Here is a 23,349-nt window from a genome sequence, read left to right as displayed (position 1 = left end):
TGCCAAGAGGTGAATTGTTTCTTGTCTATTAAAATAAAATTAACCGTAGTTATATCTAGTGCCATTCTGATGATTTTAGTTTTGAATATCGCATTAACTTATCATATGAATACGAATAAGCTTCAAAAAGATACTGAGGCAGAGATGATGTCGATTGCTGAGGAAATTGCAATTGCAATGGAACAAAGTCAAGAAAGCGCTGATCATGTAGAACAAAAGTTGGAAGAGTACCTCCGGCTTAGCTCAATCAGAGTCTCTAATGAGTTAGATGCTGAGATCACTAATATTACTAATGAGCAACTGACTAAACTTAGCAAGGACATGGGTTTATCACGCATTTCTTTACTATCTCGGACGAGTGACGATGTCATTGTTACGAAATCATCTGATTCCACAGAAGTGGGACAATCTAGTGTAGGTCTAGGGTACGGGAAGAGGTCTCTTTTCCAATTGTTCGATCATATAGAGGAAGTCTCTTCTGAGCAGATCAACTTCGATCATTTCTTAGCAGGGCCCTTTGAATACTCTACTTCATATCCCTACAACATGCATAAATCGGGATGTTATTATGACGGTAAACGAAATTATATCATAAATACCTATATGTATAATACTCTTACCAACAAGTCGGAGCAAATGGTGAGTTTGGAGGATACCATAGCAGATACTTTAAAAAATAATAAGCAGGTATTAGAGATCACAGGGATTAATCCTTTAACATTTGGTAGTAGTAGACTAACGGCTAATTCCAGTAGCCAAATTTTTAAACTTAGCAATCGACCTATTCGTTTTGGTACCTATGACTACAGTAATATAGATCATGATAGGGAAGCCATTATAGAAGTCATGACTAATGGTAAACGTGTTTTACTTGAGGAGACTATTCATGGTACTCAAGTTTTAAAAAGTTTTATACCTACGATCAGGCATGATGAATCTGCATATGTCATTAGTATTGTTATGGATAAGGTGTCCATATTTTTTGATGCAAAGGAACGGGCAGTCAATCAAATTTATATTTCTTTAGTTTTATTTATTATGAGCATAGTAGGTTCTTATTTATTAGCTAGATATATGGTTAGACCCATTCAATTAATTCTTCAAAAATTGATTGATGTTGAGAATGGCAACTTTAATACATATTTAGCCGTACATTCAACAGATGAGTTAGGTCTCCTATCTACTCGAATTAGTGCATTGGCATACAGTATGAACTATAATACGAACCAATTAAAGAAGACCATAGAAGAGAAGAGTTCTGTAAAAGAGCACTTAGAATCGGTCATCAATCAAACGGCAGACGCCATATATGTGGTAGATATATATAGAAATATTATTGAAGTAAATAAGGCATTTGAAGAGCTGTACGGTTGGAGAAATGATGAGGTAATAGGACGGAAGCTAAACATTATACCCAACCACTTAGAGTTCGAAGAGTTAGAGAGAATTCAACAAATCTTAAATGGTAAACATCCACAACCGATGGAGACTGTCCATGTAAGGAAAGGCGGATCTATGGTGGAGGTCAGCATAAACACGTCAACCGTTCGGGACAAAGATGGCCATATTGTCTCCTTAATCAGTGTCTCACGGGATATGACAGAACGTAATCGGATGGAGGAATTATTGCGACGTTCTGAGAAGCTGACTACGGTTGGCGAACTCGCTGCGGGTGTGGCACACGAGATTCGTAACCCATTGACGACACTTCGCGGATTTATGCAGCTTCAAAAGGAAAATAAGAAACTGAATGAACGCCATATAGATATTATGCTTTCCGAAATAGATCGTATAAACCTTATAGTTAGTGAGTTTCTAATTCTGGCTAAACCTCAGGCTGTATTATACCAGGAAAAAGATATTCGGTTGATATTAGAAGATGTGGTATCCTTATTGGATAGTCAGGCTCATTTGTGTGATACTGAGTTCAAGTATGATTTTCCTGAAGTTGAGGTTAGAGTTCATTGTGAGGAGAATCAATTAAAGCAGGTCTTTATTAATGTCCTTAAAAATGCAATGGAGGCTATGCCATTAGGGGGAGTCATTACCATTCACTTGTCGATTTCAGACTCAAATTATGTCCAAATATCTATTCAGGATCAAGGTGTAGGCATTCCTGAGGAAATGTTATCGAAACTTGGAGAACCCTTCTTTTCCAACAAAGAAAGTGGGACAGGACTCGGGCTCATGATAAGTCAAAGAATTATCCAAGGACACAAAGGGATTCTTGAGGTAGAGAGTAAAGTTGATAAAGGAACTCTGATTAAAATACTCCTCCCGATATCCACACAGATTAACGATGCGAATAACTAAACATAGAGGTGAGTAGTAAGTGAGGATTAATAAATTCATCAGCGAGACAGGCTTCTGTTCTCGTAGAGAAGCGGATAAAAAGGTAGAGAACGGTGAAGTAACAATAAACGGAGAGTTAGCAGTACTCGGCAGTCAAGCTGAGGAAGGTGATGACGTACGAATTAATGGGGAGCCTTTGGCTTCGAAAAAGAAGCATGTCTATATTGCCTTAAATAAACCCATTGGTATAACATGTACGACAGAGTTACATATTCAAGGGAATATTGTAGATTTCGTTGGTCATTCAGAGCGTATTTTCCCTATAGGAAGATTGGATAAGGATTCTGAAGGTTTAATTCTTCTAACGAATGATGGAGATATCGTAAATAGAATTTTACGAGCTGAGGGTAAACATGAGAAGGAATACTTAGTGAGTGTAGATCGCCCTGTAACGGACTCCTTTGTAAAAGGGATGGCGTCAGGTGTGAAGATCCTTGGTGAAATGACACGCCCCTGTGAGTTAACTAAATTAGCTGAGAGGAAATTCCGCATTATTTTAACAGAAGGTAAGAATCGACAAATTCGCCGGATGTGTCAGGCATTTGGATACGAGGTTACCGATCTTCAACGTGTCCGAATTATGAATATACAGCTTCGAGATCACAAAGTGGGAACGTGGTGGGATCTAACAACGGAAGAGAAGCAGGTCCTTGGGAACTTGTTGAATTACACATTAGAGTAAACCATGCATAATATACAGGATGGTTACAGAAGACGATCAAGCTATCTGTATCATCTTTGTAGACAAAGAAAAAACGCCTATTGATATAGGCGTTTTTCTTATTATTAATCTTTAACGTCTGTAACACTCAATACTTTCTCGAGGTCTTGGTACTTCCGTATGAGAGATACCTCAACTCGACGATTCTTAGCTCGATTCACATTATTATTGTTATCTACGATTGGATGGTATTCACCATAACCAACAGGAGTGAACTTTTTAGGATCGAGATTACTGTTCAATAGAAGTATTTTCATGAATTGTAATGCTCGATCAGAACTTAGATCCCAGTTGGATTCATAATCTGTGTTATAGATCGGAACATTATCTGTATGCCCTGAGACGACAATATCATAGTCAGGGAAGTTTTGTAACATATTTGATATGGCTGCAGCTAATTGCTTGGATTCTGGTTTGACCGTAGCTTTACCAGATGGAAATAATGCTGAGTCACTAATAGTGATCATTAACTGGGACTGGTTAAGCTTGGTTTCAAGCTGGCTTGTAAGTCCACTGTTCTGAATATATTGATCAATTTGATTTTTTAATTTTTCTAAATCGATCTGTTCTTGCTTTCTAAGCAGTGCTTGCTGTTCCTTCAGAGTATCCTTTTTAGAAGTAAGATCGTCATTGTTCTTGGTAGTTATCTTACTTAATGAATCTTCTTGAGTGGGGGTAGGCGATTCATAGTCTAGCACACCACTTCCAGAAGTGAAGATAGAATTGAAGGCATCACTCATCTCTTCGAACTTCTTGGCATCAACTGCACTCATGGAATACAGAACAATAAAGAGAGCTAGAAGTAGAGTAAGAAGGTCTGCATAAGGGAGTAACCATGTCTCGTTAGCATGTTCCTCGTGCTCTTCACGTCTAGTCCTATTGTTCACCTGAGTCACCCTCCTTCTGTCTGATCTCTGCACGTTCAGAAGGGGTTAAGAAGACGGACAGTTTCTGGTTAATAGCGATGGTTGATACACCAGATTGAATAGATAACAGACCTTCGATCATCATAAGTCTAAGTTCCACTTCAGTTTTTGATAAACGTTTAAGCTTGTTAGAAATTGGATGAAACAAAACATATCCAGAGAAAATACCAAGCATCGTTGCAAGAAAGGCGGCTCCAATAGCCTCTGCAAGTTTCACCATATCTTCCATTTGAGTCAAAGCGGCAATAAGACCAATAACAGCACCCAATACCCCTAGAGAAGGAGCGTACATACCGGCTTGGGAGAAAATGAGGGCTCCAGCTTTGTGACGATCCTCGGTTGCATTGACATCTTCCATTAATACATCACGAACAAATTCTTGGTCGTTTCCGTCGATGATCATTCGCATACCATTGCGTAAGAAATCATCGTCAATTTCTTCAACCTTTGTTTCTAATGCAAGTAGTCCCTCACGTCTTGTTATAGAAGCCCATTCCATAAAGAGTGTAATCATTTTTTTTCGATCCATGAGTTGCTGTTTTACAAAAACAATTTTAATTAGTTTTGGGATTTTTTTGAGCTCTGACATGGGAAAACCAATAAAGAGGGTAGCTGCCGTACCTCCCAAAATAATGATATAAGCAGCGGGTACTAAAAGGCTTGCCAGTGGTGTTCCTTTGAGCGCCATACCTACAAGTACTGAGACAATACCTAGAATTAAACCAATAATCGTTGAAATTTCCATTGTACACCTCATCCATGAGAAATTGAATTGAATCCTTTCATGCTGCCATTTGAAAAATAATAATGATGGACTGTCGCACAAGAGACGCATTATATTATTTATCGTCATAATGGGCTTTTTATTTAAGGGCTTTTTTACTGTATAATGAAATGAATTGTAAAAGTATTGTTAAATAGACTAATGGAGGGGTATAAATTGGGTGTGAAACATGGTCGCGAGTATGATGAAATTCTAAAAGAGTTAACGGTAGCTGTAGGCCAGATTGAAGATAGCTTTCTATTTTTCGAGATGGAGGCAGATGAATGGGCACAGTTACCTGAAGAGGATAAACATGAGGTGATGGAGGCATTAGCTGAGGATTTATTTTATGGGCTAGGTACAGAACCTGTCATTACAGTTGGAAGTGGGATTGTCATTCATGATCAGGATACTCACCGAATTAATGTGTTAATTGGCGATACAGAACTTGCTTATGTAGCATTAATCTAATAAGAGAAATGTTGCGCATGAAAATATATTGTGAGAATACAATGATAAGAGGTTATATGAATTGTTCAGATGAATAAGAGGGTAATAAGTATTCTTGGTGAACCCGGGGAATAGATTGTGGTTTAGAAAGGAGGCAGCCTAAAGAGTGACATATACAAAAGAACAATTAGATGCACATATGAATCTGCTTAAGGGGTGGAAATTGGTCGAGGAGCGCTTTATAGAACGTAAATATATATTTTCTAGTTTTATGAAAGGAATTTCCTTCGTTGACGAAGTAGCTACTATTTCGGAAGCCTTTAACCATCATCCTCTAATCACCATTAACTACAAAACTGTAATTCTCCGTCTTACCTCTTGGGATGAAGGATATCTTACCGCTATTGATATGAAAGAAGCTCGCCAGTACAATGAGGCATACGAGAAAATGTGTGCGAGTGAAAGAGAACGTGAAGCAGAAATGATGAAGCACAAATGAAGAGATAGAGATCAGAAGTGATTCTTGAAAAGAAACAGGTATCCGCCAATAGGTGGATACCTGTTTTTATTAGATATGGTTATTTTTTTTGAGCTAAGAACTGGGCCACGTTGGCGATTTCTTCATTTTCTAGTTTTCCTTTAAAAGAAGGCATCATGCCTTTCCCTTTACTTACAAGAGCATATGTCTCTTCAGCTGACATGGTGCTACCAATCTTCTGTAAGTTTGGACCTACCCCACCTTGCAGTTGATCCCCGTGGCAACTTATGCAATTTGCTTTAATAGTAGACTCGGCTACAGTAGCATCTAATACAACTTCAGGCATGCTAGGTTTCGCTTCCTCTGCTACTTGCTCTTTACCAGGAAGTGTAAACATAAGTACAATGGCTACAACACAGGCAGTAAAAAAGAAACCGCTCATGATATACTTTTGCATCTTTTTCGTCCTTTCTATGTAAGCTATTAAGCTGATGATTATATTATAGCGGAACTGGAAGCATTTGTGTCAAAAAAGAGAATTAAATTCCAATATTTGTTGCGATAATCAGTAGAATATGTGCTATTTATCATGGTTATCGCAGGTATTACTATAAACCATGCAATAAAATGGTTTGCTCCCATCTGGAGTCATGCGTTCATATGTGTCTGTAATTTCAAACCCTGCCTTTTGGTATGCCTTAATAGCACGTATATTCCAAGTTAAAACTTCTAAGTCAATTTCATCTTGAGGTTTCCGTCGTTGCGCCTCATGCACAATAGATTGAACAACCAAGTTTCCCATTCCCTGTCCACATAATTTAGGATGTAAGCCAATACCAAGCCTTGTCACCCCTTCTAGTGGGAAGAATTGAGTGAAACCACATAACTCTCCATTCAAGTTGATGATAGAGGCATATTGCTCCTTCCGAAGCATTGGATCTCCAAACTCAATATGAAGCTCCTCCATCTGATTCCAGGGCATCCATCCATAAATACTGTAGGGAGGTGGGTAAACCCATTCAGATATAGCACGAGCATGTTCAGTGGTCATAGAAGTTATGATAAATGGTGAGTTAGTCATATTGATTGTTCCTTTCTTTGAATGAAATGAAGGAGTTCATAATAAATATGTACAATGCTGTACGTAATAACTGTTTACTTATCAGCAGGGTGGTTAATGAAGAGTATGGGCAACTTATCATAAGTATATGAATAAATATATGATGACATGTTAGTAGTTTAGTCAGTTGAGAGTTAGGTACAAATGTGACAAATAAAAAAACCTGTAGTTGAGATTAAGGATCTCATCCACAGGTCGGGTTGTAGAAAAACTATTTGTCTGTAGCAACAGACTCATACGTAGTATTACTCATAATTCTTTTGGCACCAACATAGCGGTTGACATAATAGGATTCACTGAGTGAGTTAATGATAACACCATTGGATGAAGAGGCATGTGCAAACTTACCATTACCAACATAGATTCCAACGTGTGAAACACCTTTGCCACTTGTATTAAAGAAAACTAAATCGCCTTCTCTTAAATCGCTACGACTAACGGCAGTTCCCATACTGAATTGAGATCCGGATTGGTGAGGTAAATCAATACCTAGTTTATTGAATATGTACAATGTGAATCCAGAACAGTCGAATCCATTAGTGTTAACTCCGCCGCCCTTATATGCAGAACCAATTGTTGGTTTGATAGCCTCATCTAGTGTAGAATCCGCGAAAGCGCTACCAGTTCCAATTGAAAATAATAATGTTAATCCTAATACTGTAGTTGTTAATTTCTTCTTCAAAAAAGTTAACTCCTTCCGGTGCCTGCGAGGTTAGCTTAAGGATTCGGTTGAAGGTTCCCTATGATCCCTCTGCTGCAAGATCAATTCACCCAAGACTGGTTCCCCCACTTCCCATAATTGGGAATTCGGCAGATATAATTAACATTAAATGATTACAAAACTTATTACAAAGTTGTTACTAAAAACTTACTGGATTTATTGTAACAAAGGAATGGGAGTTTGGCAATTGTTTCTGTAAACTTTGATGGAATTTATCTAACATTTTACAAAATAAAGGTAGATTACTAGAATACGTGTCCTTAATTGTTTAATTATGGTATTTAATGGGCGGGGATTATGTGTTGGAAATTAAACTGACTCTTAACTATAAAAAAACATTTTGGTTAATCGTCAACTTTTTCTGACTTCGTACGTCTTAGTATATAAGAAACCCTTAGAGAGACTTCAGCTCATCTAAGGGTCCTAATAATTTAGCACATTATATTTAGTTATAAGCTGCAGCTTGATATTTAGAAGTACTCATTACTCTTTTTGCGCCAACATAACGTTTAGAATAGTAGCTTTCTGAAAGTGAACTAACAATTACCCCATGTGAAGAAGAGGCATGTGCAAATTTTCCACTACCTACAAATATCCCGACGTGAGATACACCTTTTCCTGAAGTGTTAAAGAACACCAGGTCGCCAGGTCTCATTTGGCTTTTCGATACAGCGGTACCTGTGTGGTACTGAGAAACAGACTGACGTGGCAAAGTCACGCCTAATTTTAAGAATACATAACGAGTAAAGCCAGAACAATCAAATCCATTTGCGGTTGTTCCACCCGTTTTATATGTAACTCCAATCGTATTGTCAATCACGGAGTCCATCTTTGAATCGGCAAATACGCTACCCGTTCCTATCGTCAATGCAAGAGCCACGCTCAAGGCTGTAGCGACTACATTCTTCTTCAAATCATTGTTCCCCTTCCAATGCCTACGAGGTTAGCTTAAGGGTTCGGTAGAAGGTCTCCTATGATCCCTCTGTTTCGAGATCAATTCACCCATAAAATGGTTCCCCCGTTTCCTGGTGCTTAGGAATTTGGCTGTTTCGTGCACCTGAAAGTGACAAACTACGATGATAAATTTCAGAGGTCGTAATAAAGATTACAAAGTTGTTACTAAATGAGTTTAACAGAGGTTTTACACTTTGGCAAACCTAAACCACACAATAGGACAAGAAGAAACCCACCTTTTTCATCCAAAAAAGGTGGGTTTCTTCTTGTATCAGGGGGCTAAAGATATAATATGCAAATATATATTTATTTTTTTATAAGCTTGGTTGCCCACAAATTATACTGTGAGGTGATGTTCCACATTTTAAATAGACAAGATATTACTGGATATGTTTGTTGCAGAATGAGCGCGAGTATTCCCGTCCAAAAAAGAGAAAAGCCAGTGAATAAGCAAAAGAGAAGTAGATTTAGTCCTCCCAGGAGAAGAGAGATTCCAATCACGGCCAGGACATGTCGTAAACATATCCATATAGATGAGAAGATAGAGACATCTCCAGTTGAGCCAAATTGCATGTACAATACAATCTGGTGGATGATATAGCCGTATATGTACCACCCAACTAACCAGGGGATAGCTTCAGTTAATATACCAGGGGACATAAGTCCGGTCATAGCCATGGAATACAGTTTCGGTACTAACCAATAGGCAGGAATGAGAACTAATACTGTTTCAATCCAATAGAATAACATGACAGGTTTCCAATGACGCTTCATGCCTTGAAAGAAGAAAGCACCCATTTCTCCCTTACGTTCTTGGTGGAGACCGTAAAATATACCAGAATGAATAAAAGGAGTAAGAACCATTCGTAATAGTAGCATTCCTAACAGAATCCAGAGATAGTTATGAACCGTGTGGCTATGGGCAAGGCCCATCTGTCCTTCGACATAGAATAAGATCTGACTTAATTCATTGGGGGGTGGATCAGGATAGCGTTGAAGTAGCGGTACTACCGCCGAATTCACCAAACGGTATAGAAAGTATCCGAATAGCAAGTGGTACAGAAATAGAATGATGACGACGTAGAATTGATTTTTTAGACTTTTCCAACCATGGGCGATATTGCTCCTCACCGTCTCTCACCTCACCAGGATAGACTTCCAAGCAGTGTTTCCACTAACTTGGTGACACTAATATTCCAGCGGGATACCTTCTTGACGTCGAGATCCGCCTTTAAATAGTTGTTGATATATTTGTTCTCTAACACAAGTGTATATTGAGGATCAATCATGGCCCAGGATAGGGGCGACTTGTATTGGAGCTTAAATTGAGCGATATCTCCATTTCCCTTCCATACTTTCTTGAGGGTATGACCATCTGCAAATGTAAAAAGGATGGGGATATTAGGATAATTACCATCTTGTCGACTAACGGTCACATTTGAATCGTATATGGTTCCTGAACTACTCTCCTTTTTCTGTACGGTGATGTCATCTATGGCGAAGTCTGTCATTTGCTTGCCATAGACATATTGATTGAAATAGGTTTGCCACGATTTGCGTGTAACTTGTTCCACAACTTTTTGAAAGTCTCGTGTGGAGGGATGACCAAATCGATACTTCTTGGTATAGGTAGCCATAATTTTATTCATCGTCTGGTTCCCTACTTGCCGCTCTATGCCTTTTAGCACTAGTTTGCCGCGATAATATACATTCTGGGCGTAAATGTCTTGTGAGCCGTATTTCCATGCCTCTTGTGTAAGTGTAGTAGGCGAGATCATTGCGGCTTGTACCGGAAGGTTAGGAATGAGCCCAAATTCTTGCTCCATTAACTTATCTTCTGCATAGGAGGTGAATCCCTCATCTAACCAAGCCTCTTCAAATTCATTACTAGCAATCATCCCATAGAAATATTGGTGTCCGATCTCATGAATAACCGTTCGTTCCAGTTCATAACCCGGTGAGTCGTTCTTAGCACCGAAGGCTGTAATGAGGGTCGGGTATTCCATTCCTCCTGCACCATTTCCGGATTCCGGGGGAACCACGATAGAAAGTGTTGAGTAAGGGTAGGGACCGTACCATTTACTGAAGTATTTCAATGCCGTCTCAGCAGCATAGAAATACCTTTCCTTCATATCTTTATGGGCTGGGTCTAAATACAGCTTGATTCGAACGCCAGGCACTTCAGGAGAAGAGAAGGGCTTCTCAGCGACAACGAAGTCAGGAGATGCAGACCAAGCGAAATCGTGCACATCATCAGCATAGAACTGGTAAATTTTCTCGCCTTTGAGAATCCGTGCTGATTTAATTGGAAAGCCTGTTGCGGCTACAATATAGTTCTCTGGAACATGAATACGCACATTGTAGATACCGAAATCAGCATAGAACTCAGAGTTACCGTGATACTGATGGAGATTCCAACCTTCTGTAGCGCGTCCTCTTAAACCAGCAGGCTCGTAGACACTAATCTTAGGAAACCATTGTCCAGCCATAAAGAAGTTATCTGCGACCCCCATACGAGCGAATATTTGAGGGAGCTTCACTTGAAACTTCATATTAAGTGTGATACTCTCTCCACCTTTTACCGGGCGGGGAAGTCGTACTTTAATAAGACTCGTGTCCTTGCTATTGCCATCATCAGGTTGTACATACTGAATACGATGCATAAGAGAGAGTCCTTCTGTTGTCTCAAGCTCTGTAAGGGTCATGGAGCCAAAGCCATTCGTAGGCATGGTGTCATTCCGTAGTTTTCCACCCGATTCCTTCATAAAGGTAGTATCCATAGAAGAGAAAGCGTTCGGATACATGTGGAAATAAAGTTCGGTAACTGTGTTTTTTCCTGGATGTGTCCATGTAAGGGTCTCTGATCCCTCTAGAACTTTTTCATTAGGGTCTAAAGAAACATCCAGATGGTACTCAACAATCCGCTTACTCAGGATCTCAGCAGTAGGATGTTGTACACTTTCTTTTTGAGGGGGCATCGTTGTTGTAACTGGAGGCTTGGCCGTATTAGGCGTGAAGACCAACTCTGAATCAGGTGAATCCCTGAGTAGCGTCCACCACCAGGTACCACTAAGAAGAAACAGGGTAACAATTATGATTACAATTATTTTGGAGCGAGCTGGGGCCATACATGAATACCTCCCGTTGACAAGCATCTACAGCATGTATATGTTTGCAATTCGGCAATTATTAGTTAAAATAAAATGAATAACAGTTATAAATAGCTGAAGTCGGAAATATGAGCTTGTATTTCTGTTTTGTAGTGGGAGGACAATGATAAAATGGATAACAATGAAAAAATGGGCAAGAAGCAAATTGCCCTGAATATTGTAAGTAGTAAGAGCAAACATACGGGATTCGGAGCGGGTTCTATTGATCTGAACAATGTGTCTCCAGTCATCATTGATCAAGGCGAAGCCAAGGTAGATATGGGTGCTATGCACGCAAAGAGTAAAGTGGAGAAGGGGATTAAGTTCTCTGCTAATCGCGAAGATGTACCAAATGGTCGTCAAGTGTGGGTTGTATGGGTAGCTGTGGATCGTACACCAGAAGGACGCTTCTACGCGGGAGCTACGGCATGTGAGATGTGGATTGATACGGAAGCTCGTAGAGGGTATAAGATCCTCGCTGAACATGTTAATAAGCTAGACTCGGCCTTGAAGCGTAAAATCATGTTAGAAGGAATGAGTTCAGAGGATAAGGCAGCCCTTAAGAATCTGTTAATGACTCGTAATGAAGAATGGTGGACAGATACACCTGAGGAATTTAAACAAGCGTTAGAAGGTTAATGCGTATTGAAATAAATAAAGGCATGCTATGTTCTCCGTGGGAGTTCATAGCATGCCTTTTTGTAATATAGATTGTGTGATTGGTATTTATTATGATTTGTCTTTCCCAAGTAGAATGGACATTCCGAGTAATGTAACAAGAATCGTTGCACCCATATCCGATAATATGGCGATCCAAAGGGTAAGCCAGCCTGGGATCGTAAGTAGAAGTGCTATAGCTTTTAGTGCAAGTGATATTCCAATATTCCAACCTATGATGCGGTTTACCCGACGAGCCATATGAATGGCACTTGGTAGCTTGCCAAGGTGATCCTGCATGAGAACGATATCGGCTGTCTCCATAGCGCTATCGGTTCCCTTACCCATTGCTATTCCCAACTGCGCAGTCGCAAGTGCAGGGGCATCGTTGATGCCATCTCCAACCATAGCGACATTCCATTGGGAGGCGAGAACTTTAATTTGATCTACTTTTTGCTCTGGTAGTAGTCCAGCATAATAACTTGAGACACCCGCTTCTGTAGCAATCCATTGCGCTGATTGTTCATGATCACCGGTAAGCATGACGGTTTGTTTAATACCTGCTTGATGAAGTTGATGGACAACTTCTTTGGTTTCGGGCCGTATTTTATCTGCAAGACCGAATAGACCAAGTACATGACTCTCATCTACTGTAATGATTAACGTGAGCCCTTGCTCCTTCATGCGAAGAATATCCCTTTTCACGTGATCCATCTGTTCTGATTGGGGTGAAACGACATGTGATAATATATCTTCGTTACCCATCCAGTAGGTCATTCCCTGAACCTCGCCTTGTATTCCTGATCCAGGTAAGGTTGTTAACTGCAGTGAATCTGGAAAGTGTGTTGACTCACCTTGAAGTGTTATATGGCGAACGACTGCTTTTGCCAAGGGATGAAGAGATGATTGTTCTAATGAACCAGAAACATCATAGAAACGTTCTGAATCATAGATGACTTCCTCCATAACAGAGGGAACACCTTGAGTTAATGTTCCAGTCTTGTCAAATGCAATTGCGTTGATCTTACCTAATTGCTCTAAATGTACGCCGCCTTTGATTAGAATGCCATTACGGGCACTACGGGTCATTCCGCTTACTAGAGCAATTGGAGAGGAGAGAACGAGAGAACAAGGACATCCTACAATGAGAATGGCGAGTCCTTGATAGACCCATTTCATCCATGGTTCCCCGAGTAGTAACGGAGGTACAAGGATGACTAAGAGCGCAACGATCATAATAGCAGGTGTATAATATTTAGCGAATTTATCTATAAATAACTCTGTAGGGGTCTTACTTTCTTGGGCTTCTTGTACTAAATGCATGATTTTGGATAATGATGAATCTTCGTAAGCCTTCTCGATTCGAATATCCAGCAATCCTTCTGCATTTACGCTGCCTCCGTAGACGGCATCCCCTTTTTTCTTAGTAACAGGCAAGGATTCACCTGTAATGGCAGCCTCATTAACTGCACTGTTTCCTTCGTATATAATGCCATCGGAAGGGATTTTCTCTCCTGATCTAACACGGACGAGGTCTCCAACGCGAAGGGTAGCGATAGGAACGCTAGTAACCTCTCCATTGCGCAGAAGTGAGGCTTCTTTAGGCGCATTTGCCAATAGGGCTTCCATCGATTGACGGGCACGGCCCATACCGTAACCTTCGAGCAATTCATTCACACCGAATAGAATAGCAACCAGAGTGGCTTCTTTCCATTCCCCAATAACAACAGCTCCCGTTAGTGCTACAGTCATCAGTGTATCCATATTAAACTTCAGATGGATCAGATTGTTAAGTCCACGCCAGAAGGTGGAATAGCCACTTAGCACGATAGCGATGATATATAAGGTGATGAGTAGAGGGTTAGGTATGAATCCATTCAAGATGAAAGTTAATAGATATACGATTGCTGATGTTGCAAGCATCCATTGAATAAGACGATTTCCTTCATGACTGTGTTCGTGTTGATGTCCAGCTCCGTCTCCATGATCATGTCCGTGGACATGGTCGTGACTGTTGTGATCGCTATTCTTCCGTATAAGACGTGCGCCATCATTTTTGAGGATTCGCTCAACACCTGTTAGATCTACTTCTGGGTTGAGGGTTAACTTGCTACTAACAAAGCTTAATTTGGCATCCGAACCATACGCTAGTTTCTGAATTTCTTCTTGCATCTCTCGGGTGCAGTTGGCACATGATAATCCTTCAATCGGGTATTCAACATGGGATATAACCGAAGCTTTAGGTTTATTATGATTAGTGCTCATGTTCATCTACTCCCTCTGATGTTCTAAAGTCATCTGAATTAGCGTGCTGATATGATCATCCTTTAACGAATAAATCACATTCTTACCTTCTTTACGTGACGTAGCAATGTGCATATTTTTTAAAGTGCGTAAATGATGAGAGGTGGTTGCCATGCTACTACCCAGAACAGCGGCAACATCGCATACGCATAGTTCATGTGCTTGATCTAACATGAAGGCGATCTTCATGCGTGTTGGATCTGCTAGTGCTTTGAAAATATCAACCATGCCCAGAATTTCATCTTCTTGTATGGTGTTTTGAAGCTGATTGATTTTGTCATGATCGACACAGGTAACTTCGCATATATCTTCATTTATTTTAGTTATAACTTTGGATTGGTTCATGTGAACGCTCCTCTCCTACAACATGTGATGATACTCTAAATAATATTCAAACATTCATTTGATTGTTACTTCACTATACACCCAAAAACAGAAACAATCAAACGAATGTTTGATTGTTAATAAAAATAAAAACGATATATTCTTTTAAAGAATATAAACAGTTTCTTCTATATAAGATTACCCAAAACATCAATCCATAAAAAAAGAGCTGAAATCAGCTCTTCGTTTTATTAGTCCATCCACCATTGTCTTAAGTTGGACCACCAAGATTGATCCTTAGTCTGAACCTCTGTGGGAGCTTTTTCAGGTACTCCGCCGTGTACTGCACAATATTCCTTAGGTTCTGTACCTTGAATGAATACTTCCATCGTTTTATTCGGGCAGTCCGCTGTTGCTAATAATCCTGAGTCTGGATCAATATACACACTAACGACACCCTCTGGAATCGGAAAAATCTTGGGAGGAACATTTTCTAGTGCCTTTTCAGTATACTGAGCAAAAATAGGTGCAGCACGTCGTCCATCTGCGGTCTCTATATTACGACCTTTATCGTAGCCAACCCAGACTGCAGTCGCCAATTCAGGTGTGAAGCCCACGAGCCAAGCATCTGTATTCGTGGTTCCTGTCTTACCAGCCACAGGTCGTTTCATCAAAGTGGATACCCGATTGCCGGTGCCCCCTGATTCAAAGACGCTTTCCATGAGGTGGGTTAGAACATAGGATGCAGCGGGATCTACAACTTGTTCACCTTGATTGGGTTCTGCTTCATAAATAAGCTCCCCTGTGGCATCAGTTATTTTTAACACGGCCACAGGAGCTATTAGTAAACCTGCATTACTGATGACACCAAAGGCAGAGGCCATCTCCAAAGGACTAACGGGTGAGGTACCTAATGCAAGCGAAGGTACAGCTTGAAGTGGGCTTAGAATGCCCATTTTCTGTGCTGTATCTAGTACCATTTCAGGGCCAACTTTCAAAATCGTGTTCACTGCATAAATATTATCACTTGCTGCAATGGCTTCGCGCATATCAATTTCACCTAAATACTTTTCGCCGAAGTTACTGGGTTGATAGGTCTTACGGTTATTATCATAGTGAAATAACGTGGGTTCGCTTTTGAATGTGCTGAGGGCATTCATTTTTTGAGAAGCCAGAGCACTCAGATACATAATGGGCTTAAAGGCTGATCCAGGCTGACGTGTCGTAGCGAGTGTGTGGTTATATTGATTAGTCTGATAATTGGTTCCACCTACCATGGCTTTGATATATCCTGTTCGGGGATCCAAAGAGATGAGAGCTACCTCAAGCTCACTCTTAGAATCCATTCCTTTATGTACGGCATCTTCGGCTGCCTGTTGGGCGTGAGGATCTAATGTAGTATAAATATTCAAGCCACCATGATCTAATTGCTCCTCAGTAATACCAAGATCCTTGATGGCTAATTGACGAACATAATCACGAAAATAGGGGGCAGTAGTCGTTGTCCGTTGTTCTCCTTGAGGTTGAAATACAAGGTTCTCGCGAGCAGCGCTGTTCGCTTCTTGCTTCGTGATATTACCTGTCTCAACCATTGTGGAGAGTACAATTTTTTGTCGCTTTACGGCACTATCCATATGGTTATATGGTGAGTAATAGGTTGGCCCTTTGGGAATTCCTGCGAGCATGGCGCTTTCTGCAAGGTCTAGATCTTTCGCAGATTTACCAAAATACATTCGTGATGCCGCTTCAATGCCATAGGCACCATGCCCGTAGTAAATTTCGTTAAGGTACATCTGAAGGATTTCATCTTTACTGTATTTCATTTCTAACTGGGTTGTATAAAAGGCTTCCTTTACTTTACGTGACCAAGTCTTAGCATGAGAGAGATATAAATTCCGAGCAAGTTGTTGTGTTAGCGTGCTTGCACCCTGTGAACGATTCATTTTTTCTAAATTAACAAGAACGGCGCGTCCCATACCTTTGATATCAAATCCCATATGATCGTAGAACTTTCGATCTTCTACTGACAGTGTAGCCTTTATGAGCTGTGGTGAGATCTGATCTAACGTTAAAGGGGTATAACTTCGTCCACTAACGGAGAAGATTGCCATAACCTGATTCTGGCTATCAAGAATCCGTGAATTATGGTCCGTGTCTGCGACAGGTAGGTTTGTATTGTATAAATATATGAGCAGAGCAATACCAGCCAGAAAGACAAGGGCTGTCATCCCGAATAGTAGCTTAACAATGGTAATAACTCTTTTTTTACGCTTAGGTGATTTGTGAGATGTGTGTGACATGACAGGCGAGCTCCCTTTCTTTCCAGTTCTTTTCTTCTCATTATGGGGATAGAAGGGATTAGATATTCAAGGTAATAGGTTATGAATATAGAAAAAGGGGTAATGTTTTATGAAAATGGTTGCATTTTCATGTTGATTTATTATAATGTGATTTGTCTGTTACAATAGAATGGAATAGGTAATTACTTCATTTCACACGTTGGAAATGACGGATGAACACATATAATACAGCGAAAGAAGGGATCACCTCATGGAATTATGGTATACGGAGAAGCAAACCCCTGAGTTTGGGATTACAGCTAAAATAAAAGAAACTTACGTGGCAGAAAAAACAGATTTTCAAGATCTAGCAATGATTGAAACGGAAGAATTCGGAACGATGCTTGTACTTGATGGTATGGTTATGACAACCGTGAAGGATGAGTTCGTATATCATGAAATGGTAGCCCATCCAGCGTTGAATACGCATCCTAATCCTAAACTTGTATTAGTTGTAGGTGGTGGAGACGGTGGTGTCATCCGAGAAGTGATCAAACATCCAGGAGTAGAGAAAGCTGTCTTGGTTGAAATTGATGGTAAAGTAATTGAATATTCTAAGAAATATTTGCCTTCTATTGCAGGTGAATTAGAGAATCCACGCGTGGAGGTTCTAGTGAATGATGGGTACATGCATATTCTTGAACATAAGAACGAATATGATGTGATCATGGTTGATTCTACAGAGCCAGTGGGTCCTGCTGCTCCATTATTTGAACGTGGATTCTACCAAGGGATCTTTGAAGCGTTGAAGGATGATGGAATATTTGTTGCTCAGACGGACAATCCATGGTTTAAGGCAGACCTTATTAAACAAGTAAACAGCGATGTGAAGGAAATATTCCCGATCGTGCGTGTATATTCAGCTAATATTCCGACGTATCCAAGTGGTCTTTGGACTTTCACGATGGGTAGTAAAGTATACGATCCATTAGAAGTAGATGAAACAACTATTCCGGACATGGATACGAAGTACTATACATCTCGTCTACACAAGGCTGCATTTGCATTACCGAAATTTGTTGAAGATCTTATAAAGTAAATTTATTTCCAAAGTTAACTAATATACAACCCCTTAGATATGCTTCAAAGAGCTAATGACTCCTTAAGGCTTCTGAGGGTTTTTTCTCTATTTTCTGATTTTTATGTAGGTGAATTGTGGTTTTAGGGTAAATAACTATGAAGGGTAAATAACATATAGGAGAGGTGATTTGCATCATGTTCTTTAAGAAGTTAAATCGTTTATTTCTAATCTTAGTATCTATAGCAGTCATGCTTCCCTTAGGGGGATTTAGAATTGACACTATTGAAGCCGCAGAAGCTACAGCTACACCCGTGAACGCTTGTAGTAATGGCCATGGACTGCTACAAACGTTACAGAAGCAACATCAAGTAGCAGGTCAGGAAGCACTCCACTTCACGGACATTCAGTTTTTGAATGATCGTATAGGCAGGGCTATAGGTAATGGGTTCATGATTGGTACATCTGATGCCGGCTGTCACTGGCAGGAAATCTATACAGGGCAATGGCAAATGGCACAGATCGATTTTCCTAACAATAAGAATGGATGGGCATTAGCAACGGTACCTTCTGAACAGACAAATTATTTGATTCAGACGTCCGACGGAGGTTCTCATTGGAAAAGAGTAAATACATCTATTACATTTGAACGAATAGATTTAGTAAATGCAAAAGAGGGTTTTGGTTATACTGCAACTTCGGCCTATAAAACCATTGATGGAGGGCAAAGCTTCACCAAAATTCCAACGCCCCCGAATAACCGGTTTGCTTCATTTGAGGATGACAAGACAGGATGGTCTATCGTAGTTATTCCAGATGGTGGATATAAGATTATGAAGACAGTAGATGGAGGCAACCATTGGTTGCTTAAATTAAAAGTTGCTGCAGAAGGCAATCATGGTGGACAAATATACAGCAATGGTAATCAGGTATGGGCATTGTTAGATGGAGATACAGGCATGTCACAAATATCTTATTCTCTCTATGGTAGTACAGATGGAGGAGCACACTGGAACCGGGTTATCGCTCAGGATACCGCTGGAAGTGGTCTTGCACCAGGCGTGGGTAAGTCAATTGTTCAAAAAGGTCCTGCTTCTCCGGGCGGACACCCGGGAAATATGCAGCTTATTGGTAAGAACACAGCATTCTTAGCTGGAGGATCACCCGCTGGCGAAGTTGTGTCTGTCGGTCGTTCATATAATGGAAACAAGACTTGGGCAAATATTACGCCATCCATTAAAGGGTACGATGCAAGTATCTCCTTTACGGATAGCAAGAGGGGTTGGCTAGCAGTTGTAAACAGTTCAACTGAGGCAGCAATCTATATGACGAAGGATGGCGGCGTTAGCTGGAATGTGAAGTTCTCATTAATCAATCCATAATGAATATTACGGCGGGTACCTCTATGCATGGAGCGGGTATCCGTTTTTTATATATTCATTATTTTTATTTGAATTGAATGAACGAACTGGCTATAGTAGTACAATAGGAATGTACAGATTGGAGATTGTTAGATATATGTCAGACATTACACTAGCCCAGATACGGGTAGTCAGCCGTGTTGATGGAGAAGATGTGGTACAGGAAATGCCTGCGGAGTTAATCTTAAAGGGCACGACGCTGTATGTGCGATATGAGGAACCAGAGGTGAGTCCACAGGGAGGCGCAACCCGTACGACGATCAAGATCACACCAAATCAAGTTAAAATTATTCGCCACGGCGAAGTTCAGTCAGAACATTCCTTCCAACATGAGAAGAGATTGCCTGGCTTTTATCGTTCGCCATTTACCACGTTTAATCTTTCAACCTATACAACGGATATGGATATAGAGATTGAGGGAATGTACGGTCATGTGCGCTTCGCATATGATTTATATGTTTTCGATGATCTATCTGGACAATTTGCAATACATTTACATATACAGGAGGAATTACAATCATGATACAGAACCCCTTAGAGCAGATTAATCAATTGGTATCGGAGACGATTGCGGATGCGGTGGTTGCTGCTGGACTAGTGAGCATGGAGGAACTTCCAGCAATTACACTCGAAGTACCCAAGGATAAGGCTCATGGAGATCTAGCTTCGAATATCGCCATGCAGCTAACAAAGATTGCAAAGAAGAATCCGAGACTGATTGCTGAAGCTATTGTTAGTCACTTAGATCTGAAGAAAGCTAATATTGAAAAGACGGAAATTGCTGGACCGGGATTTATTAATTTCACGTTGTCGAAGAATTACTTATATCCTGTGTTACAACAGGTGCAAGAGCATGGTGATGACTATGGTCGGAGTAACGTAGGCCAAGGTAAAAGAGTACAATTAGAGTTCGTTAGTGCGAATCCAACAGGAACTTTACATTTGGGACATGCTCGTGGAGCAGCAGTAGGTGATGCATTGTGTAATGTTCTAGACTATGCTGGCTTCCAAGTTACTCGGGAATATTATATTAATGATGCTGGGAACCAGATCGTTAATTTGATTAAATCCATTGAAGCTCGATATCTTCAAGAATTGGGTCAACCTGTAGAAATGCCTGAAGATGGTTATCATGGTGCTGATATTAAGGGGTTCGCTAAAGAACTAGTAGCAGAGAAGGGCGAAGCTCTACTGTCAATGAGCCCAGAGGAGCGTACAGCCTTCTTGAGAACTTTTGGTTTGGAGAAGGAATTAGCAAAAATCAAACGCGACCTTTCTCGCTTTAGAGTGCATTTCGATGAATGGTTTAGCGAAACTTCACTCTATGAGAATGGACAAGTAGAAGCAGCGCTTTCTGAATTGAAAGCCAGAGGAGAAGTATATGAGTCGGAAGAAGCGACATGGCTTCGTACCACCAATTATGGGGATGACAAGGATCGCGTGTTGGTGAAAAATGACGGAACCTATACTTATCTGACACCAGATATTGCTTACCATCGCAACAAATATAGCAGAGGTTATGATCAAATGATCAATATTTGGGGTGCGGATCATCATGGATATATTCCTCGTGTGAAGGCTGCTATGACTTCATTAGGTTATGATTCTGGCAAGCTAACCGTATTGATTGCTCAAATGGTGAGCTTATTTCAAGACGGTGAAAAGGTAAAAATGTCCAAACGAACAGGTAAAGCAGTAACGATGATTGATCTGATGGACGAAGTCGGCGTCGACGCTATTCGCTATTTCTTCACCATGCGGAGCATGGACTCTCATTTAGATTTCGACATGGATCTAGCTATTTCAACGTCTAATGAGAATCCTGTATTCTATGTTCAATATGCCTATGCCCGTATTTGTAGTGTTTACCGTCAAGCTGAGGAACAGAATATTACGTTGCTACCGTTGTCTAACATCGATTTGAGTAAGCTTAACCATGATCGTGAGTATGAACTACTCCGTAAAATAGGTGAGCTACCTGAAGAGATTGCTACAGCAGCTGAGAATTATGCTCCGCATCGTATGGTACGTTATGTATATGAACTATCCTCGATGTTCCATAGCTACTACAAAGCAGAGCGTGTTATTACAGATGATGCCATGCAGACACAGGCTCGTCTTGCACTACTTGGTGCTGTCCGTATAGTCATTGGTAATGTTCTGAAGATGATTGGTGTAAATGCTCCACAAAAAATGTAATGATAAACAAGCTATTCTGTGATATCAAAAAACCGCCCTTATCGTTTAAGAGGGGCGGTTTTTCTTGGATTTGAGACTTGCTGTCATGGGCTCGGTATCTTGGGTTGCTAACTTCATACCGTCTCGTAGTAAACGAAGTGCGTTAACTTCACCAGTGTCACGGTCGAGGCGTTGATCTTTCCTTAGACGTAATGGTGTGGCAGTTCGCTGGAGTAAGGATTTAATTTCTGCAGGCTGAAGGCTACTATTCTGAGCAAGTAATAGTGCAATGGCACCACTAACATGAGATGTGGCCATGGAAGTTCCGCTCATCTCATGATACTTACCTTGTGTCCATGAGGAAATAATTTTATCACCAGGAGCATAGATATCAATATACTGCCCGCGATTACTGAACGGTGCAATCCGTCTGTTCTGGTCCGTTGCTCCAACAGAGATCGTCTGGGAATAGCGAGCAGGATAGTCAATGGTTCGACGTTTACCATCGTTACCTGAAGAAGCGATAATTGAAATACCTGAGAGATATGCCTTATTCACTATTTCCTGTAAAGCACGGCTACGCGTTTTCATGCCAAAACTCATATTGATGAGGTGGACGTGGTTACGAACACACCAATCAATACCTAGTATGATATCGGAAACATAGGCTGATCCGTTATGGTCGAATGCCTTAACAGGATAAATAATAGACCTAGGAGCAACCCCCATCATTCCTTCTGTGCTGTTTGCTGCTGCAATGGTACCAGCAATATGTGTACCATGACCGTTATCGTCAAGAGGTAACATATTACGATTTAATAAATTAATTCCTCCAGCTAAGGAATGTCGAATATCAGGATGTTGAAAATCAACTCCGGTATCAATGACCCCAATTCTAATCCGATAACCCGTTGAGGTAGACCAGGCTTGAGGAGCCTTAATCTGCTTCACTCCATATGGGATTCCGGGGTAGGTATCTAGCTTACTCTGTACGGCATGGACCTTCATGGGTCTATTCTCCTCGAGTAGCAATACATCCTTATATTTAAGGGCAAATTTACTTCGACTTGAAATGGGAGCAATGATGGCTTTTATTAGATCGGATGACTGTACCGGGGGTATTTTTACGCCATGCGCCTTAAACTTGCTTAATTCCCGTTTATACGCAGTGTAATGACGAGGATTGAGAAAGGACATAATTCGCTTCTCTTCAACTGGGGTGCGACGATCGGTTTCTTCGAGCAACATCTGGATAAATCGAGTGTAGTCCATGCTGAGCCTTCCCCCCTCTTGATGAACCATGCTGAGGTATTCTATGAACGGGGAGTCGAACAGGAGTGGGAACTTGCCCTTATTTACGTAAATAGGCACTGAATTGTTGTCAAAGTGAAGCTGCGTACATAATATAAACAGAAGAGACCGGAAGGCTCTTACGACACTCCCATTTAGGAGTTTCTTCCTCGGGGAATGGATA

General features: G+C 40.6%; 21 protein-coding genes and 2 riboswitches. Of the genes, 9 read left to right on the top strand and 12 right to left on the bottom strand.

Annotation, left to right across the window (positions count from 1 at the left end; translation table 11 throughout):
* Positions 1-21 precede the first annotated feature (21 nt).
* Together AC1D7X_RS24365 and rluF are read left to right on the top strand one after the other, a co-directional pair.
* Positions 22-2,313, top strand: a complete 2,292-nt coding sequence (locus tag AC1D7X_RS24365) for a PAS domain S-box protein (RefSeq protein WP_495476306.1) — start codon at positions 22-24, stop codon at positions 2,311-2,313.
* 19 nt (positions 2,314-2,332) lie between these two features.
* On the top strand, positions 2,333-3,034 hold the full coding sequence (gene rluF / locus AC1D7X_RS24360; protein WP_495458636.1) for a 23S rRNA pseudouridine(2604) synthase RluF: 702 nt from the start codon (positions 2,333-2,335) through the stop codon (positions 3,032-3,034).
* A 104-nt stretch (positions 3,035-3,138) separates the two neighbouring features.
* Here the strand turns inward: rluF and motB are convergent, their stop codons facing one another.
* Both motB and motA read right to left on the bottom strand, forming a co-directional pair.
* Entirely contained in the window at positions 3,139-3,960 is an 822-nt protein-coding gene (gene motB / locus AC1D7X_RS24355; RefSeq protein ID WP_495458637.1) for a flagellar motor protein MotB, read from the bottom strand.
* Positions 3,950-4,744 carry a flagellar motor stator protein MotA gene (gene motA, locus AC1D7X_RS24350; protein WP_495458638.1) on the bottom strand — a complete coding sequence of 265 codons (795 nt, stop codon included), beginning with the start codon at positions 4,742-4,744 and terminating at the stop codon, positions 3,950-3,952. The genes motB and motA overlap by 11 nt, the downstream gene beginning before the upstream one ends.
* A gap of 195 nt (positions 4,745-4,939) precedes the next feature.
* On the opposite strand from motA, the gene AC1D7X_RS24345 reads away from it, so the two are divergent.
* The gene (locus tag AC1D7X_RS24345) at positions 4,940-5,233 is read left to right on the top strand and encodes a hypothetical protein (RefSeq protein WP_495458639.1); all 294 of its coding nucleotides are present in this window, start codon (positions 4,940-4,942) and stop codon (positions 5,231-5,233) included.
* Between the two features lie 145 nt (positions 5,234-5,378).
* Positions 5,379-5,711, top strand: a complete 333-nt coding sequence (locus tag AC1D7X_RS24340) for a 4a-hydroxytetrahydrobiopterin dehydratase (protein ID WP_495458640.1) — start codon at positions 5,379-5,381, stop codon at positions 5,709-5,711.
* 79 nt (positions 5,712-5,790) lie between these two features.
* On the opposite strand, the gene AC1D7X_RS24335 is transcribed toward AC1D7X_RS24340, so the two are convergent.
* From AC1D7X_RS24335 to AC1D7X_RS24310, 6 genes are all read right to left on the bottom strand, one after another.
* The gene (locus AC1D7X_RS24335; RefSeq protein ID WP_495458641.1) at positions 5,791-6,147 is read right to left on the bottom strand and encodes a c-type cytochrome; all 357 of its coding nucleotides are present in this window, start codon (positions 6,145-6,147) and stop codon (positions 5,791-5,793) included.
* A gap of 123 nt (positions 6,148-6,270) precedes the next feature.
* Entirely contained in the window at positions 6,271-6,771 is a 501-nt protein-coding gene (locus AC1D7X_RS24330; protein ID WP_495458642.1) for a GNAT family N-acetyltransferase, read from the bottom strand.
* Positions 6,772-7,021: 250 nt separating this feature from the next.
* Positions 7,022-7,492, bottom strand: coding sequence for a C40 family peptidase (locus AC1D7X_RS24325; protein ID WP_495458643.1), 471 nt, complete (start codon positions 7,490-7,492; stop codon positions 7,022-7,024).
* 4 nt (positions 7,493-7,496) lie between these two features.
* Positions 7,497-7,633: riboswitch (cyclic di-AMP (ydaO/yuaA leader) on the bottom strand.
* A gap of 343 nt (positions 7,634-7,976) precedes the next feature.
* Complete coding sequence (locus tag AC1D7X_RS24320) at positions 7,977-8,444, bottom strand: C40 family peptidase (protein ID WP_495458644.1); 468 nt, start codon at positions 8,442-8,444, stop codon at positions 7,977-7,979.
* A 4-nt stretch (positions 8,445-8,448) separates the two neighbouring features.
* A riboswitch (cyclic di-AMP (ydaO/yuaA leader) is annotated at positions 8,449-8,587 on the bottom strand.
* A gap of 204 nt (positions 8,588-8,791) precedes the next feature.
* Positions 8,792-9,616, bottom strand: coding sequence for a hypothetical protein (locus AC1D7X_RS24315; RefSeq protein ID WP_495476305.1), 825 nt, complete (start codon positions 9,614-9,616; stop codon positions 8,792-8,794).
* Positions 9,617-9,627: 11 nt separating this feature from the next.
* Entirely contained in the window at positions 9,628-11,613 is a 1,986-nt protein-coding gene (locus tag AC1D7X_RS24310) for a M1 family metallopeptidase (RefSeq protein ID WP_495458646.1), read from the bottom strand.
* A gap of 153 nt (positions 11,614-11,766) precedes the next feature.
* Between AC1D7X_RS24310 and AC1D7X_RS24305 the strand changes: the two genes are divergently transcribed.
* Positions 11,767-12,273, top strand: a complete 507-nt coding sequence (locus AC1D7X_RS24305; protein WP_495458647.1) for a YwhD family protein — start codon at positions 11,767-11,769, stop codon at positions 12,271-12,273.
* 90 nt (positions 12,274-12,363) lie between these two features.
* On the opposite strand, the gene AC1D7X_RS24300 is transcribed toward AC1D7X_RS24305, so the two are convergent.
* The 3 genes from AC1D7X_RS24300 to AC1D7X_RS24290 all read right to left on the bottom strand — a co-directional run bounded on the left by AC1D7X_RS24300 (position 12,364) and on the right by AC1D7X_RS24290 (position 17,219).
* Positions 12,364-14,556, bottom strand: a complete 2,193-nt coding sequence (locus AC1D7X_RS24300; protein ID WP_495476304.1) for a heavy metal translocating P-type ATPase — start codon at positions 14,554-14,556, stop codon at positions 12,364-12,366.
* A gap of 6 nt (positions 14,557-14,562) precedes the next feature.
* Positions 14,563-14,940 carry an ArsR/SmtB family transcription factor gene (locus AC1D7X_RS24295; protein WP_495458649.1) on the bottom strand — a complete coding sequence of 126 codons (378 nt, stop codon included), beginning with the start codon at positions 14,938-14,940 and terminating at the stop codon, positions 14,563-14,565.
* A 230-nt stretch (positions 14,941-15,170) separates the two neighbouring features.
* Positions 15,171-17,219 (bottom strand): transglycosylase domain-containing protein, encoded by a 2,049-nt coding sequence (locus AC1D7X_RS24290; RefSeq protein WP_495458650.1) that lies wholly within the window; start codon positions 17,217-17,219, stop codon positions 15,171-15,173.
* A gap of 250 nt (positions 17,220-17,469) precedes the next feature.
* On the opposite strand from AC1D7X_RS24290, the gene speE reads away from it, so the two are divergent.
* From speE to argS, 4 genes are all read left to right on the top strand, one after another.
* A complete protein-coding gene (gene speE / locus AC1D7X_RS24285) occupies positions 17,470-18,297 on the top strand; it encodes a polyamine aminopropyltransferase (RefSeq protein ID WP_495458651.1) in 828 nt (275 codons plus the stop codon).
* Positions 18,298-18,473: 176 nt separating this feature from the next.
* Positions 18,474-19,658, top strand: a complete 1,185-nt coding sequence (locus AC1D7X_RS24280) for a WD40/YVTN/BNR-like repeat-containing protein (RefSeq protein ID WP_495458652.1) — start codon at positions 18,474-18,476, stop codon at positions 19,656-19,658.
* Positions 19,659-19,794: 136 nt separating this feature from the next.
* Positions 19,795-20,220: a YwiB family protein gene (locus tag AC1D7X_RS24275; RefSeq protein WP_495458653.1), complete on the top strand. Its 426-nt coding sequence runs from the start codon at positions 19,795-19,797 to the stop codon at positions 20,218-20,220.
* The gene (argS, locus tag AC1D7X_RS24270; protein ID WP_495476303.1) at positions 20,217-21,896 is read left to right on the top strand and encodes an arginine--tRNA ligase; all 1,680 of its coding nucleotides are present in this window, start codon (positions 20,217-20,219) and stop codon (positions 21,894-21,896) included. Before AC1D7X_RS24275 ends, argS begins: the two co-directional genes overlap by 4 nt.
* A gap of 45 nt (positions 21,897-21,941) precedes the next feature.
* Here argS and AC1D7X_RS24265 read toward each other — a convergent pair whose 3' ends face one another.
* Positions 21,942-23,147 carry a S8 family peptidase gene (locus tag AC1D7X_RS24265; RefSeq protein WP_495458655.1) on the bottom strand — a complete coding sequence of 402 codons (1,206 nt, stop codon included), beginning with the start codon at positions 23,145-23,147 and terminating at the stop codon, positions 21,942-21,944.
* Between the last annotated feature and the right edge of the window lie 202 nt (positions 23,148-23,349).

The sequence above is a fragment of the Paenibacillus sp. Y568 genome (assembly GCF_059445545.1).
The sequence above is the reverse complement of the archived record's forward strand: the minus strand, read 5'-3'. Positions and strand labels throughout refer to the sequence as shown.